Genomic DNA, 15,561 nt, shown 5'->3' with positions numbered 1-15,561 from the left:
TGTTCCTTTCGCGATACACTTCACGATAGCCGAGCCGCCGTGACGCGCGTCCATCCCGAACGCTCGCCCGTCACGGCGCGAACAGCAGGTCGAGATCAGCCTCGGTCAGAGCGAGGGTCGGGGTTCCGTCCGGGTCGAACAGGCTCTCGGCCAGCGCGCGCTTCTTCTCTTTCAGCGCGCTCATCTTCTCCTCGATCGTGCCCGCGACCACGATCTTATGCACGAATACCGGCTTCTCCAGGCCGAGGCGATGGGCGCGGTCGATCGCCTGGTCCTCGACCGCCGGGTTCCACCAGGGATCATAGAGGATCACCGTATCGGCGGCGGTGAGGTTGAGGCCGACGCCGCCGGCCTCGAGGCTGATGAGAAAGATCTTCGTGCGCCCATCTTGAAAATCGTTAATCGCCCCGGCGCGGTCGCGCGTGTCTCCCGTCAGCAGCGAATAGGCGACGCCGCGCGCGTCGAGCTCGGGGCGGATGAGATCGAGCATGGAGGTGAATTGCGAGAAGACGAGCACGCGGCGGTTTTCGTCGAGGAGCGCGTCGAGCAATTCCGTCAAGCGCTCGAGTTTCGCGGAGCGCGCCTTGGCCGAGGCTTTGGCGGAGAGCTTCAGCAGGCGCGGATAGCAGCAGCATTGCCGCAGCTTCAGCAGCGCGTCGAGGATCACAATTCGACTGCGTGAAAAGCCCTTGGCGGCGATGGCGGCGCGCACCTTCTCATGCATCGAGAGGCGGATCGATTCATAGAGATCGTGCTGCGCTCCCTCCATCTCGACGCGCTCGACGATCTCGGTCTTGGGCGGCAGCTCATTCGCCACCTCCTCCTTCGTGCGGCGCAGCAGGAACGGCCTGACGCGCTTGGCCAAAAGCCGGCCGCGCTCGGCGTCGCCCTTCTTCTCGATCGGCGTGCGAAACGCCTGGGTGAAGGAAGACAAATCGCTGAGGAAGCCGGGCAGGGCGAAGGAGAAGATCGACCATAATTCGCCGAGATGATTTTCGAGCGGCGTGCCGGTGAGGCAGAAGCGCGTGCGCGCATGCAGCGAGCGGATCAGCCGCGTGGTGGCGGCGTTGGGAATTTTGATCGTCTGCGCCTCGTCGAGAAACACCAGGCTCCATTGCCGCGCCTTCAGCGTCTCGTGATCCTTCGAGATCAGCGGATAGGTGGAGAGCACGATGTCGGCGGCGCCGATCTCGGCGAAACGCTTCTTGCGGTCGCTGCCTTGCAGCACGACGACCGACAGATCGGGCGCGAATTTTTCCGCCTCGCGCCGCCAATTGGCCATCAGGCTCGTCGGCGCGACGACCAGCGCCGGAGCGCCGAGCCGTCCGGCGGCTTTCTCCATGGCGATGAGCGCGAGCGCCTGCACGGTCTTGCCCAAGCCCATATCGTCGGCGAGCACGCCGCCGCGGTTAAGGTCGCGCAGAAAGGCGAGCCAGGCGACGCCCTGCGCCTGATAGGGCCGCAGCCTCGCCGTGAAGCTTTCCGGCAGAGCGATTGCGGGAAGGCCGCCGTTCGCGGTCAGCTTGCGTCCCATTTCGCGCAGCTTCTCGCCGCCGCGCCAGGACAGCCCGGCGCCGCCGGTCGCCTCCTCGAAAGCGGCGAGGCCGGCGAGGTCCATCGCCGACAGCCGCAACCGTCCGCCCTCGCCCTGGAGCGCGCCGTCGCACGCCAGCTCCCAGATTGCCGCGACGATCGGCGCGAGCCGCGCTTTCGGCAGCGCTAGGAAGCGGCCGTCGGCGAGGCGCAGATAGAACGGCTCGTCGTCGTCCTCGTCGCTCTCGGCGAACATCTGGCGATCGAAATCCGGCGCGCCGATCATCGTCGCGATCGGCTGCACCAGGTCGATGGTCTCGCCGTCGATCGTCACGCCCAGGTCGAGCTCGAGCCAGTCGACGCCGGAGCTTTCACGAATCTCCGCGTCGACATTGCCGCCGCCGGCGATCGGCCGGATCGGAAAATCGGCGTCGATCTCGATCGTCCAGCCGAGCGTTTCGAGCCAGGGGAGATCGCGATAGTCGTCGATTTTTTACGCGCGCGAAGGAGCGGCTTCGCGCCTCTCGTCGGAGCCTATACTGGGAAGACGGCTCGGCCCGTGCAATCCCGAGCCGGCGCCGCGCCTTCTTGTGCACAGGGAATTGCGTGCAAGCTGCGAAAGGCGGGAGAAGGCGAGCCGGCAGCTATCGAGGAGCATGGTCAGCTCTCGCTCTCGGTTCGTGACAGCGAAGCATTCGTCGATGCGCTGCTCGACCCGAAGCCGGTCAATGACCGCCTTCGCGGGACGGTGCGCTGCTATCGCGAGCGAACCGGCGTTTGACCACGTGCCTGCGGGACGAGACGAGAAGCTCGGGTCCGCCTTCCAGGCGTCACAGGCCGGCGCGGACGACCTCGCTGCTGGTGGCATAGGCGCCGGAGTCGACGAGCCGGTCGATGAAAGCGGCCTATTCCCGCGGCAGGCTGAACGTGCGTCTTTCAGTTGCGGACATGGCGGCCTCCTCCCTATGGCAGGATATTATCATAGCTGAAGCGAGGCGCCGGCATTCAGCCGGCGATGAGCCCTCGCAGGGGTGGAGCCGCGGCAGAGTCGGGAAATACTTTTTCGGCGAGCGTCTGCGCCGAGAGCCCGAACTGATCGGCGATGAGGCCTTTCAGCACAGAGCGCAAATCCTGCGTCGGAGCGAGGTCGCGTCCCTGGTGGAGCTGATTCGTCTTCAACCCCGGCCAGTCGGCGACGACGCGGGCGCCTCTCACCGCGCCGCCGGCTAGAAATGCGACGCTGGCCGTCCCGTGATCGGACCCGCCGGTGCCATTGATGCGCGCCGTTCGGCCGAATTCGGTGATGACGACGACGGCCGTATCCTTCCAGGCTTCGCCGAGCCCCGTCTCGAATTGCTCGAGCGCGCCGTCGAGGCCGGAAAGGCGCGTCGCCAACAGGCTGTTCTCATTGGCGTGCGTGTCCCAGCCGTCGAAGGCGAGCGCGGCGACGCGCGGGCCGTCGGGCGTCGCCAGTAGCCGCGCGGCGCCCATCGCCGCCTGGCGCATGCCATTGGGCTGATCCATGCCGCCGCGCGCTTTGGCCACGTCGCCGGTGAGCCCGCCGGAGGTTGCGATCCTGTCGGCGTCGAGCCCGGCGCGCAGCGCTGCGGCGAGGGTCGGATCGCCATGCGTGTAGAGATCGAGCAAGCGCTGAGCGAGATCCTCGCCCGCCGGCGGCAGCACTTGCGGCGCCCAGCCGAGCGCCGGCGCCGGCCCGCGCATGACGAGCGGCGCCGCCGCGCCGACGCCGAGCCCGCGGAGGCGCGCCGGGGTCGTCGATTCCAGCGCGAAGACGGCGCGATTGAGCCAGCCCGACTCGGTGTGGCCCGGCCCGGCATGGCCGCTCTCCAGCACGTCCTGGCCGTCGAAATGCGAGCGCTCGCGATAGCCGGTCGCGACCGCGTGAACGACGCTCGCGCGCCCTTCCTTATACAGCCGGGCAAAGACCGGCATGGAGGGATGCAGCGCGAAAAATCCGTCGAGCGGCAGCGCCCGCTTGTCGCCGATGGGCGAGAGGGCGAGCGACCCGCGCACAGCGGCATAATCGGGGTCGCCGACCGGCGCGACCGCCGATAGCCCGTCCAGCGCGCCGCGAAGCACGATGACGACAAGGCGCGGATCGCGCGCCGCCGCGGCGCGCGCGCCGCGCGGAAAATGCGCCAGCGCCAGAGAGACGCCGCCGAGCGCGAGGAGACGACGGCGGGAAAGAGATGAAGAGACGGTCACCGTCACCTCCGTTGAAATTCGGGGGACATCAGAACAATGGCGAGAGCCTGCGGACGCGATTCCGCGCGCGAGACCGCCTCCCGTGTCTCGCGCGAGGCGGCGAGGCCGGCGGCCGTGTCGAGCAGGCTGAGCGGATGACCAATGTTCTTCAGTCGCTGGGCGATCTGCCAAGCGACATCGAGGCGCAGTTTCATCGCCTCGGGCGAGGCCAAGGCGTCGAGAGTGTCGGGATAGCCATTGGGGCCGGGCGGCTGCCACAGCGGCCTTCCCATAGCCTTCAACATATTGAGATATTGGCCGGGATCAGTTGGCAGGACGCCCGTCGCCCGCGCGGTCGCGACGAGGAATTCTTCCGGCGTGCGGATTTTCGAGAAGGGCGCGCTCCAAGCGAGATCGCTCTCGATCAGCGTTTCCGCGACGGCGGAAAGTTCGCCGTCCGTGTCGCGGAAGGTCTTGGCCAGCGCCTCGACGATCGGCTTCGGAGGCGCATCGGCGATGAAGTGGCGCGTGAGCTTCGTTGCGATATGCGTCGCCGTCGCCGGATGGCGGGCGATAGCGGCGAGCGCCGCCGCGCCCTGCTCGCGACCCGTCTGCGGATAGCGTTCGCCGAGTAGAACCGGCGCGCCGGGCTCGTGCCAGTTGGCCTTGAACACGAAGCTGCCCGGCTCGCCGATTTCACTCTCGGCCTCCGCGACGCTCCAACCCGTGATGATGCGAGCGAGCGCCGTCACATCCTGTTGCGAATAGCCGCCGCCCACGCCGAGCGTATGCAGCTCGAGAATTTCGCGCGCGAGATTTTCGTTGAGGCCCTTGCCGGCGAAACGCCCCGCCGCTGATCCCGGCCCGATGGACCGCTGATTGTCGAGATAGAAAAGCATGGCCGGATGGCTCTCGACCGCGGCCAGCATATCGGCGAAGCGGCCGAGCGCGTGCGGCCGGATCGCCTCGCGCTCGAACGGCCCGGCTGCGACGCGGACGAACTGCCCCTTGGCGACCGAGACGACGAAATGGTTCGACCAGAAGGCGACGAGGCGCTCGACGAAGCCGGCCTGCGCGCTCGCCTGCTTCTCGAAGCGCGCCATCGCCTCGGCGCGAAATAGTTTCTGGTCGATCGGCGGTTCTTGCGGCTTCGGCCTGCTGTCGGCGTTCGGCGGCGGCGCGGCAGGGCCGGACGCGGCCATCGCCGCTCCGGGCTCCGCCATCGAGATGCGCGTCGTCTTCTCGACAATATTGCGCTCGCGCTCGATGCGCCTTGCCTGCTGATCGGCGAAGAGCGCCTGCAGAGCGACATTGGAGGGAAGGAGAGATGCGTTTTCGAGTCGGCCCACATTCGGTCGACGAATTTCTTCCAACAGAAAGCCGCGCGGATCGGCGGCGGCCGCAGCGAGATCGCCGGGCTTGGCGCCGAGGCCGAATCTGTCGAGAGCGATCAGAGCGCCGCGAGGATCGGAGCCGATGACCATGTTCCTCCCCTCTTCGAGGAAAGCGCCGCGAAATAGCGGAACCGCGCCGCTTATAGCGACGAGACCTGACTGGCGGATGAACGACGCGCGTTCAGCGCTTTTCCTCGGCGCGCTGCGCCAGCACGAGGCCGGGGCGAGTGGCGCTGGCCGAGACCAGGCGCAGCGCGCCGGCTTAACGGGTCGTCGACGATTTGAGGCTCGGCCCTGCGAGCGGCGCCACAAGTGTTTGACAGATAGCCGCAAGCTAAGCTACCTAACTCGGAAATAGCACGCGATTTCAGGCGCTGCGCTCGGCAGAGCCGGCCGCCCCCGGCTCTAGAACCAGGGGCGTCGGGAGCATTCGGAGCTCGGCGAGCAAGCGCGCCGAATCGGGGGCGCTCGAGGCTCTGCCTCGGGGCCTTATCTTGTCCGCGCGATCGAAAGTTTGGTCGTGCCGACAATCCGCAGCGCAGTCGAGAGCGCGCGCGGCTACGCCGATGGCGCGCTCCGGCTCGCCGAAGGCTTTCGAGAGGCCGCAGTCTGGATTCCCCAGCCTCGGCTTGCAAGCTCACGTGATCGCGCGCGGACCCACGAGGTTGTGGCCTGCATCGTCATGGCTTTTTCATGCCAAAGGTCGCATCGGTAGGATTGGCCCATGAATATGAAAACCGGTGAGAACGCCCACACGAACGCGCCCAAGATCGATGACGCCTTGTTGGACGATCTGTTCAAGGCGGAAAAATTCGACGAAATCCTCGAACTCACCGGGGATGCGCCGTCGTGGAGCGCGCAGATATTCCGTTTGAAGGCTCTGCGAGGCCGACAGCAATTTCCGGCCGCGTCGGCGCAGGCTCGGCGAATGCTGGAGCTGAAGCCGCGCAACAGAGAGGTCTGGCTGCACCTTCTGCGAATGCATCGCGACTCGGGTCAATTCGTCGCCGGATTGCGCGACGCCGAGATCGCCTTGCAGCGCTTGCCCGGCGACGACGAGATCCGCGCGGTCCGGCGGCAAATTTCGGAGAGGTGGCTGGACCGCCCCAAGATTGCCGAGGCGCCCGCGACATCCGACGGACCCAACATCGATCTGCATCTGACCGCCACAATTCAATCGGCGCCGTCTCTTTCCGAAGCGGATCGTCAGGCGCTGGTCCGCGTTCTGGAATCCTATGCGAGCGCGAAGCTGCACGAGCGCGTGGTCGCGCTGCTGGAGCCGCTGCTGAAGCATCTCGACAATGATATGCGAGCTGCGCTGGCTGCGGCTCACCTCGCGCTCAAGCATTCGAGCGAAGCCGAGGCGATCGCTCGATCGGTGTTGAATTCAGAACCTAGCAACATGCGAGCGGTTCGGGTTCTACGAGACATCGCCCTCGACCAGCGCGACTATGCCGAGGCATTTCACCTGAACTCGATCCTGCTCAAAGAGACAAGCAACAATGAAAACAAACTGACGCAGGTCCGAATTTATCTCGCTCTCGCGAATAACGGCTTCGGGAATGGGCACTACCTGCAGCCGGTCAGCCGAACGACCGCCTATGCTGCGTGCTTCCATCTCTTGAACGCCACGACCAAAGAGAACCCCAAGGAACACAGGGCTTGGTCGTTGCTCGGACAGCTCTACCAGCAGGCCGGCAACTCCAATCGCGCTGAAACGGCTTTCTCCGAAGCCGAGCAGCTAAAGGCGACCGAGGCCAACGCCCTCGCTCTCGCCCGATTTTTTCTTCGGCAGGGACGCTATGACGATGCGCGCGCCGCCTGTCGTCGCGCCCTGACCCGCCGCCCGGACAGCTCGGCGGCTCTCTACCTGCTACGCTGCCTCGAGGCGGGCTTTACGGACAAGGACGATTCCCCGCGCGCGTGCTTGCGAGCAGTCACGGTATTTGCGCCGAACAGCTCGCTCCCGATCGCCGCGCTCGACACGATTCGTGAGGATTTCGGGGTCGCCGTCGACGTCGTGCCGCTGATCACGCGAGCTGACGGCCCGTTTCCGTCCCTCGTCGAGCAAATGGAAGCGGCCTGCGCAGAGCATCCCGAGCGTTGGTTTGTTCTGCCGGTAGGAGGTGGGCCGACGGTCGGAGACATCATCGATTTCGCCGCGGGCTCGGCGCCGGGACTCGGCGCCGTCTGGTCGGCGATCGATCTCGGACATGTTCAGCAGCAAATTTTCGTGCGTGGCGCTCTCCTGGGCGACATACTTCGACAAATCGAGCCCGAGGCGTCGGTCGAGGCGGCCGCCGTGAGAATTCAGGCCATCGGCCGGCGGCTCAGCAGCAATCGGCCGCACGGGCGAGGCGATCGCGGCTCCCGAGTTGCCGTGGTGTCGCGTCACGGCTGGCTCAACTTCGGAGGCGGCGAGCAGTTCCTCCGCAATATCTCGCTGGCCTATTCGGACAGCGGCTACTCCGTCGATATCGTCGGAACGAACCCCGCGCTGGCCGGACAGTCCGGCGAGGAGAACGGCGTTCGCTGGCATTTCATAAGGAGCGACATCGGGGCGATCAGGTCGTTCCTGCTCGCCCACGACTTTTCTGTCGTTCATGTGATCGCCATGCCCTACGAGTTCTCGCTCGCCGTCGAAGGTCTCGACTTGAAAGTGGTGTATGGTTTTCATTTCTTCCGAGACTTCTTCGAGAGCAATAGTCCCGACGCGCCATATTATCCCTACATCACGGCTCGGCAGCCGGCGCTGCCGGAAGCGCGCGCTCTGATCTCCGATCTGTCCGTCCTCTACGCCAACTCCGATTACAGTCGGGGGCTGATCGAGTCGAAATTCAAGCTTCGAACGCCGGTCATCTATTCCAGCTCCTTCAGCGAGCCGGTCGTCCCGGAAAGCGTGGGCGATTCGGTATTGCTCTTGAACGCCAGGGTGGACAAAGGCTTCGGGTTGCTGCTGGACATCGCGGAGAGGCTGCCGCACAGGCGCTTCGTGGCGGTGGCGAGTCAAAGCTCCGTGCAACTCGCCGAACGCTGGGTTCGCCTACGCGGCTTGCCGAATGTGACTGTTCTCCCGCGCACCGACGACGTCGACGCCCTCTACGCCGGCTGTCGCATTGTGTTGACGCCGAGCTTCGAATTCGTCGAGACCTTTTCCCGCGTCGTCATCGAGGCGCAACTGCGGGGCAGAGTCGTCATCGGGGCCAATGCCGGCAACATCCCCTATCTGCTCGAGCGCTCCGGCTTTGTCCTCGGGCCCGAGCCCGAGCTTTGGGCCGAGACGGTGGAGCGCCTGTTCGCAGACGATGTCGCTTACGCCGCCGCTCGCGCGAAGGCGTTGGAGAACGCCGAGCGATTCGGACCGAGAGTGTTCCGGGAGCAGGCGGCGCGGCTGATCGGAAGCCTGTCGAAGCGCGTGCTGGTGGGGGTCGGCGGCGGAGTCGGAAACGTCATTCATGCGACGCCGCTCATCCGCCTGCTGGCCAGGCATTACGGCCAAACGGTCGATGTCGTCATATCGGAGGGCGGAACCTCCTATTTCGACGTGGTCGACAATGCGGCCTTCGTCGGAACGATATATGAGCTCGGCTCGATCGCGCTTCGCCGCCCTTACGAGACCGTGTTCCTCGCCAATTGCTTCGGCGACATCCGGCCCAGATTCAACACCGCGCGAGAGATCTATTCACGCGATCTCGATCGTTTCGTGCCCGGCCGTTCCGAGCATGAAACGCTTTTCAACCTGAACATGGCCCAGCGGCTTCTCGGCGTCGACTGGACCGCGGAGGACGCCGAAGGCTATTTCGTCGGGGAACGAACCTACTCGCCGCCGAATTCACGCATCATCGCCTTCCACGCCGGCAGCAAGGGCGGGCGCTGGGAGGCGAAGAGGTGGCCGCATTATTCCACGCTCGCCGCCGAGCTGGTCGCTCGCGGCTACAGGGTGGCGTCGGTCGGCATTGCGGAGGAGCACGTCGAAGGCTCCGAAGATTGGACCGGCGGCACGATCGGCGAGATGGCGGACAAGCTGTTGCAGGTCGACCATGTCGTCACCAACGATTCGGGCGTGATGAATATAGCCAATGCGCTCGGCATACCGCTGACCGCGATTTTTGCCCCGACAGACGTCGGCACGCGCGGTCCGTCGCGGCCCACCAGTCGGGTGGTGGCGAGCGAGCGCGACTGCGCTCCATGCGAAGTCAAGGACAGCGCCCGATTCAACGCCGGGGAATGCCGCTGCATCGCCGACATCGACGTCGAGCGCGTCTTGTCCGCGGTCTTGGAGGCCTTGGGCGCCGATCGAGAGAGTCTGTAGGAATCCGTGTCCGGTGGGCCGATCGAAGGCGCTTCGAAGTCGGAATGTTCGCGCTAACAGATCGGCCTCTCGGATTTCAATGCCCCGGCTTGTCCGAGGATCGACCATGCCGCGGATTGTGGCCGTTCCTCGGAACTCCGACGCGGGTTTTGCTCGGACGCCGCGAAGGCCGCGATCGAATGACCACCGCTCGGCTATGACCAGCCTCGGCCTCTCCGAACACGCGCCGACGCGCAGAACCGCCGGCTCCACTGCGCACGCTCGTCGACTCTAGACCGTGGTATTTACAGCAGTTTCAAAGCTGCGCCGCGCATCGCGCTTTGGTCGAGACAGTCGATCGCGCGAGGATTCGAGTTCGATGGCGTTTTGCTCTCGGCAGCTGATATACTCCCGCTCGATATAATGCAGGGTCGCCGGATAAAAAATCTCCGGACGCATCTTGAACCGAGGATGGCCGTATGAGTCTGCTGAAAACGAATGGTGTGGTTATTTGCGGCGGTCGTCGCGTGGAAAGCACGATCGCTGTCGTTGGCAAAGGCTTCGAGAGAATTGGCGTCAAGGCGGCCTATGTTCCGACCCGCGATTACTCCAGACCTTCGAGCGCAGCAAAATACTCGCCTTTTCCAGATATCGAAGACCGGATACTGGAGGCCGTCCAGCAAGTCGACGCAAAGATCGTGGTTTGGGTTATGTGCAAGCGCGACTACGAGCCGGGACTGATTCGTCGCATCAAGGAAAAGAATGGCGACATCAAATTCGCTTTCCATAGCTTCGATGATCCGTTCGTCATCGAGTTCGGCGAGCATCTGGTTTCTTCCGACTTCGACTTCGCGATCACCTGCTGCGAGGACAGCATCGCCGATTATGCCGCCATCGGCGTTCCGGCTGTGGTGCTGTATCCGCCTTTTGACGAAGATACCCACACGAATGCCGCGCGTTCCGATGCATTCGACTGCGATATGTCATTTATTGCGACAAACATGTATCCACCGTCGCGCTTTCGCTTCTCGCTATATTGTAGAAGTGACATCGTCAGGAGGGTGGCGCCGCTCGGCGACGTGAAGCTGTTTGGTCCATGGGACAAGCGCTTGGCGTGGGGAGGGGAGTTCGGCGTGCCCGAGATGCGCGACAACTGGCGTGGGGCGCTGCGCTATGAGGAATTGCCTTCCGCCTATAAATCTAGTCGGATCAACCTCAATAGCCATGTGCGGCCCGATGGTCGCCTATACCTCAACGAACGGTTCAGCACGGTCCTAGGCTCCGGTGGATTTCTCATGACGGACAGTGTCAATGGCCTCCTCGAGCTCGAAACGGAGTGCGGCGGTTTCGTCGTCTACCATTCGCTCGAGGATCTCGAGGACAAATGCCGCTTCTACTTGTCCAACGAGACGGAACGACGCTCGGTCATCGAACGCGGGCTCGCCTATGCGACGGCGCATTTCAGCAACAAGGTCTTTGCGGAGAAGATTTTGTCTTTTGCCCGAGCGATTTCGTAACCAGCCGGGCGGAGAGAAACATGACAATCATCTACGACGGCAATGATATACGTGTCATAGCGGAAGAAGTCGGATCGGACGTATCGATCCTGACCTTTTCCGTTCGCCCGCGCCCTGACAAGCCTTTGAACGGATTCGGCGCTGGGTTCATACGCCGCCTCGGGATGAATGGCGTCTATATCGTCGCGAAGTGGCCGCATTGGTGGCAGACGCCGGAGCTGGAGGAGGTCGAACAACTGGTGGGCGGGCTCGAGTTTTTCAAACGGTCGCGAAGACGCATCGCCTACGGCGCGAGCATGGGCGGTTGCGGCGTGCTGCTGTCGGCGGGCGTCGTGAAATGTGACCAGGCCCTCGCGGTGGCGCCGCAAGTCTCCGTGTCGAAGGCGATCGTGCCCTTCGAAAACCGATGGGACGAAGACGTCGCCGCAATTCGCTTCACGCGCGAGAACGCAGCTCTCCATGTTTCAAATGACGTGATCTACAATGTCGTATACGATCCGCTCGACGCGCTCGACACGCTCCAGGTCGAGCAGCTGCCGATGCTCGACAATATCCACTTGTATAAATTCCCATTCGCGGGCCATCTGATATTGGAGTTTCTGCTTCAGGCAGGCATTCTCGGAGCCACAGTCGAGAGTTTGCTTCTCGAATGCCCTGATCCGAAGGCTCTGCGCAATCGCGCGCGGGAGAACCGCAGAAAGAGCGCCTATTACTATGAGGTGCTCGGTCGAGTCGCCGCCCGGAGGGGACATAAGAGGCTGGTCGTCTCGGCGACGCGCAAGTGGTTCGAACTGGCGCCTGATTCTCGACATGCGTTTTCCGGTCTGTGCAAGCTGCTGGCCGCCGAAGGGCTGGAAGACGAAATCGTCGCGGCCGCGGGTCGATTTGTCGCCAACGCCGCGGATCCAGCTCCGGGCTATCGGGTTTTGCGCGATCGTGCCTATCGCGGGAAGGATATCGACAAGGCGTTGATCGCGGCGCGTTCTTCGGCCGAATGCGCGTCGGCCACGCCCGACGACAAGCGTTGGCTGGCGATGTTGCTCAACCGTGTCGGGCGCATCGACGATGCGCGTTCATGGGCGGAACAGGCGCTGAAGGAAGCGCCTGCCGATCCCAAAATCCAGCAGATTGCCCGAGAGTTGGCCCTTGAGCTTTAAGGAGAATCGGCCGGCTGAAGCGTCTCGACAGGGCTGTTGAACCTCTTACAATCCGCGGTATGAGAGTCTGACGGCGGGATCGATGGCCGCGCTCCCCACAGGGCCTTGGCGATGTTGGTGACGCCGTTTCGCTTTTCGATAAATCACAAACCCTGAGACGGCCTCTGATTCGCAGGGGAAAACCTCATTGCCGCCAAGCCGATAGCTCCAGTCGCACGACTGTCGGAATTTGCCAAGCCGGCACTCGGAATGTTAGAGAGGCCATGATCTATTTGGCGTGGGATCCGATAATGCGCAACCGTCTTCGGGGCGGGGAACCGCGCGACGACACTCCCTCGGGCGAGGACCTTTCATGAGTGACAAAGAAGTCGAAAGACTAGTGACTAACGTGATGCGGGCGATCAAGGCGGAGAATGAAGCTGCAGAAAGGACAGACGCAACCGTTTTATCTCTCGGCGACAAAGTCACTCTGACGTCACGAGAACTGCGGCATCTGCGCGCCGCTCTTCTGCGTACCGCCGTCCATCGCCTGTCTTCCGCGATCACAAGCACCTCCTTTGCCTTCCCGATGTTTGCGACAGAGACGGGAATCTGGATGAAGTTCGATGGCGTTTGGCTGCGATGTGACGTCGACGCCTACTATATGCGCTACAGCTCGGATGCACAGTCGCTGGGACATAAGATCAATGCATTTCTGTCGAAACACGCCATTTGCCCGAAAGCGATTCTCGATATCGGCGCCAATCAGGGTGAAGTCGCGATGTGGTTCTGCACGCGTTATCCGGCTGCTCGTGTGATTGCCTTTGAAGCATCGTCGGCTACGTTCGATATTCTAAAAAGCAATGTCAACATGCCGCTACAAGAGTTTCCTAATCTCGAGATTGTAAAACTGGCTGTCGCGAACTTCGATGGAACGCTCGAATTCTCTATCGGCAAAGGGACGCAGAATTCTTTTGTCCTGGAGGCAGGCGACAAAGAGACAGAGACTGTCCAATGTAAGAGACTGACCACACTCTGGGATGAGCTCCATTTGGACAAGGCCGAGTTTGTGAAAATAGACGTCGAGGGAGCTGAGCCCTTGCTGACTGACGACATAGGAGCCGTCGGCTCGAACATTCGCTCCGCAATGGTTGAATACTCATCGAAATCAACCTCAGAGAATTACAGGCGTCTCACAGAAACATTTTTTCGTATAGGCTTTCATGCTGAGTGGGAAGGCAAAACTTACCTCTCGGCTGAAAGTCTATCTGCAGCTCTCGAGGAAATTGTTTTTATCAAGAATGGGGCAGTAGATGTCTTCTACATTCGGCCGACGATCTAGAGCTGACCCGTGATTTGGCTCTCGAGCCTCAAACGCGGGCGCCGCGCGATGCCCCTCGATTTGGCGAGAGTTCCAGGCTAAGCTCGAGATATGGCCAGCCTTCGACTCGGAAGCGCTGCGTTTGTCGTGTTTTGCCGATGATTGAGGAGAAGCTATGGTCAAGCGTGCCGAAACTCCGCGAGTGCAAGTCTCCTGGGGCGAGCTGTTCGATAAAATTACGATTCTGCGCATCAAAGTCGATCGGCTGACGAATGAAGCGGCGCAGCAAAACGCCCGGCGCGAGCTCGAAATCCTGGAAGACAGCGCGGCGCTCCTCTCTCCCCTCGAGCCTGCATTGGCCGCCGCGATCGAGGAGTTGACGCTCGTGAACACGGCGCTCTGGACGATCGAGGACGATATTCGGGATTGCGAGCGCGGCAAGGACTTCGGCGCGGTTTTCATTGAACTCGCCCGTTCCGTTTACCACAAGAACGACGAGCGCGCCCGCATCAAGCGGCGCATCAATGATTTTCTCGGCTCCGATATCATCGAGGAAAAATCCTATGCGGAGTATTGCTGACTTGGCTCGCCTCATCCCGGCGATGGGAGCCGCGAACCGATAGAATTGCAGGCGGACGCCGCGTCGTGTCCCCGGCCTTGCCGAGGCCGACGCAGCGGCTTGTCGCGCTTCATTCACCAGCGCCTTTGGCGCCCGGGCCGCCGGCATTCGACGGCTGCGCATCGCCGGCGCGTCGCCTCAGCCGCTCGGCCAGCTTCAGAGCGGCGGGGTTCCCCGGCTCCGCCTCGAGCGCCCGATCGTTCCAGATTTTCGCGTCTGCGTGCTGGCCCGCGCTGTATTTCAAAGCGGCCATCAGGACGACGTCGCCGGGTCGCGTTCGCAGAGACATGCAACGTTCCAGGCTGGCCTCCGCATCGGCGAAGCGTTTGCCTTCCAGATAGGCGCGAGCGAGCTGATAATGATGTTCGGCGGCGCTCGGCTCCAGAGCGGCCGCTGTCTCGAACGCCGATATCGCCGCCGCGAGCGAGCCCGCCTTGGCCTGGAGGACGCCAAAGAGCAACCATTCTCGAGGCGCCGCTTCTGGACGCTTCACCAGATCCGACGCAATCTCGCGAGCCCTCTCCAGATTTCCCATGCGAAAAAGATGACGGGCCAGATCATAGGCGCCGTCGGCGTGGTGCGGGTCGATCTCATAGGCGAGCTCGAAGAATATGCGGGCTTCTTCGAGGGAGCCCTCCTTGCGCAGGGCGTCGCCGAGCGTTCGCGCCAATGCTTGATTGCCTGGCGCGCTACGTTGAATCGCCCGGAACGCCTCGATGACTTCGGCCGGGGTGAGCGGCCTTTCGCCGTCATAGGGCATGAGATCCGGCGGCGTCGGCAGCGCGCGGAGGTGTTGTTCTAAGGGGGCGAGGCGACCGGCCCCGCTCGCGGCTGCGACGAATATTTCGTCCAGCAGTTCCTGCTGCTGGACGAAGGCGATCGTGCTGTGATCGCAAGGGACAATGTAGGTGGGGCCGCCCAGGCGCCGGTAGAAAAACCCGTGGAGCAGATCCGAAATGTCGTGCTCGCCCACGATCACGAACAGGTTGGCGAGGTCTGCAGTTTTCAATCGACCGAGGAGATTGTCATATCGGGTCGGGGCCTGGCCCGAGAGGGTCGAGAGGCTGCGGCCGAACGGAAGCTGGAGAACCAGCTCCGGACCAAAGCTCAATATCGCATCCGCTTCCAGCAGAAGGCCGTAGAGCATGGCGGCGTAACCACCCTTCGACAGTCCAGTGGTGACAATTCGACGGAAGCCGCGTTGCTCCGCGAATTTTCGGATGGCTCTGCAGGCTTGCTCCGGCGTCTCGCCGAACGGCGCGACTCCCGCCCGATACCATTCCTCGTCTTTGCAGTTCAGGAACAGACGTGAAAAGGACAAGTCTCGATAAGCATCATATTGCGCGAACATGCCGGGCGGAACATTTCGAAAACTGAAGTTCACTATAAGCGTATCGCTGTCCGATACGTGCTGGAACAGCGCGTATGGACCGAGACTTTCGTCAGCAGCTTGTCGTGCGGGGTCGACGGTGTGGTTGCACATTTCTCGAGATTGCCTCAGCCGAGGCCTGAGCGGTGATCGGATCTGTGCGTTCATATACAAAA

Annotated in this window: 11 protein-coding genes; 6 read left to right on the top strand and 5 right to left on the bottom strand. The window is 62.8% G+C overall.

Annotated elements, in window-relative coordinates; translation table 11 throughout:
* Positions 1–70 precede the first annotated feature (70 nt).
* Entirely contained in the window at positions 71–1,867 is a 1,797-nt protein-coding gene (locus K3F48_RS10115; protein ID WP_370631393.1) for a DEAD/DEAH box helicase, read from the bottom strand.
* A gap of 225 nt (positions 1,868–2,092) precedes the next feature.
* Here K3F48_RS10115 and K3F48_RS24290 point away from each other — a divergent pair, with 225 nt between their 5' ends.
* The gene (locus tag K3F48_RS24290; protein WP_370631392.1) at positions 2,093–2,314 is read left to right on the top strand and encodes a DUF1778 domain-containing protein; all 222 of its coding nucleotides are present in this window, start codon (positions 2,093–2,095) and stop codon (positions 2,312–2,314) included.
* Between the two features lie 49 nt (positions 2,315–2,363).
* On the opposite strand, the gene K3F48_RS24860 is transcribed toward K3F48_RS24290, so the two are convergent.
* The 3 genes from K3F48_RS24860 to K3F48_RS10095 form a co-directional block, all read right to left on the bottom strand.
* A complete protein-coding gene (locus tag K3F48_RS24860) occupies positions 2,364–2,429 on the bottom strand; it encodes a hypothetical protein (RefSeq protein WP_370631397.1) in 66 nt (21 codons plus the stop codon).
* 109 nt (positions 2,430–2,538) lie between these two features.
* The gene (locus K3F48_RS10100) at positions 2,539–3,759 is read right to left on the bottom strand and encodes a DUF1501 domain-containing protein (RefSeq protein WP_222575307.1); all 1,221 of its coding nucleotides are present in this window, start codon (positions 3,757–3,759) and stop codon (positions 2,539–2,541) included.
* Positions 3,760–3,761: 2 nt separating this feature from the next.
* Positions 3,762–5,222, bottom strand: a complete 1,461-nt coding sequence (locus K3F48_RS10095; protein ID WP_222575306.1) for a DUF1800 family protein — start codon at positions 5,220–5,222, stop codon at positions 3,762–3,764.
* 634 nt (positions 5,223–5,856) lie between these two features.
* On the opposite strand from K3F48_RS10095, the gene K3F48_RS10090 reads away from it, so the two are divergent.
* From K3F48_RS10090 to K3F48_RS10070, 5 genes are all read left to right on the top strand, one after another.
* A complete protein-coding gene (locus K3F48_RS10090) occupies positions 5,857–9,444 on the top strand; it encodes a glycosyltransferase family 9 protein (RefSeq protein ID WP_222575305.1) in 3,588 nt (1,195 codons plus the stop codon).
* Positions 9,445–9,902: 458 nt separating this feature from the next.
* Positions 9,903–10,940 (top strand): glycosyltransferase, encoded by a 1,038-nt coding sequence (locus tag K3F48_RS10085; protein ID WP_222575304.1) that lies wholly within the window; start codon positions 9,903–9,905, stop codon positions 10,938–10,940.
* Between the two features lie 164 nt (positions 10,941–11,104).
* Entirely contained in the window at positions 11,105–12,097 is a 993-nt protein-coding gene (locus K3F48_RS10080; protein WP_222575303.1) for a hypothetical protein, read from the top strand.
* A gap of 352 nt (positions 12,098–12,449) precedes the next feature.
* Entirely contained in the window at positions 12,450–13,418 is a 969-nt protein-coding gene (locus K3F48_RS10075) for an FkbM family methyltransferase (protein ID WP_222575302.1), read from the top strand.
* Between the two features lie 154 nt (positions 13,419–13,572).
* Positions 13,573–13,977 carry a DUF6165 family protein gene (locus tag K3F48_RS10070; protein WP_222575301.1) on the top strand — a complete coding sequence of 135 codons (405 nt, stop codon included), beginning with the start codon at positions 13,573–13,575 and terminating at the stop codon, positions 13,975–13,977.
* A 109-nt stretch (positions 13,978–14,086) separates the two neighbouring features.
* Here K3F48_RS10070 and K3F48_RS10065 read toward each other — a convergent pair whose 3' ends face one another.
* Positions 14,087–15,337: a lipopolysaccharide assembly protein LapB gene (locus K3F48_RS10065; RefSeq protein WP_222575300.1), complete on the bottom strand. Its 1,251-nt coding sequence runs from the start codon at positions 15,335–15,337 to the stop codon at positions 14,087–14,089.
* Positions 15,338–15,561 lie beyond the last annotated feature (224 nt).

This window comes from Methylosinus sp. Sm6 (assembly GCF_019802345.1).
In the GTDB taxonomy this organism is placed as follows: domain Bacteria; phylum Pseudomonadota; class Alphaproteobacteria; order Rhizobiales; family Beijerinckiaceae; genus Methylosinus.
This window is presented reverse-complemented; position numbering and strand designations above follow the sequence as displayed.

What these genes read in the sequence shown, in the direction of transcription:
- K3F48_RS10075 (WP_222575302.1), top strand. Translation starts at nt 12,450, where the DNA reads ATGAGTGACAAAGAAGTCGAAAGACTAGTGACTAACGTGATGCGGGCG.
- K3F48_RS10095 (WP_222575306.1), bottom strand. Translation starts at nt 5,222, where the DNA reads ATGGTCATCGGCTCCGATCCTCGCGGCGCTCTGATCGCTCTCGACAGA.
- K3F48_RS10080 (WP_222575303.1), top strand. Translation starts at nt 11,105, where the DNA reads ATGAATGGCGTCTATATCGTCGCGAAGTGGCCGCATTGGTGGCAGACG.
- K3F48_RS10090 (WP_222575305.1), top strand. Translation starts at nt 5,857, where the DNA reads ATGAATATGAAAACCGGTGAGAACGCCCACACGAACGCGCCCAAGATC.
- K3F48_RS10070 (WP_222575301.1), top strand. Translation starts at nt 13,573, where the DNA reads ATGGTCAAGCGTGCCGAAACTCCGCGAGTGCAAGTCTCCTGGGGCGAG.
- K3F48_RS10085 (WP_222575304.1), top strand. Translation starts at nt 9,903, where the DNA reads ATGAGTCTGCTGAAAACGAATGGTGTGGTTATTTGCGGCGGTCGTCGC.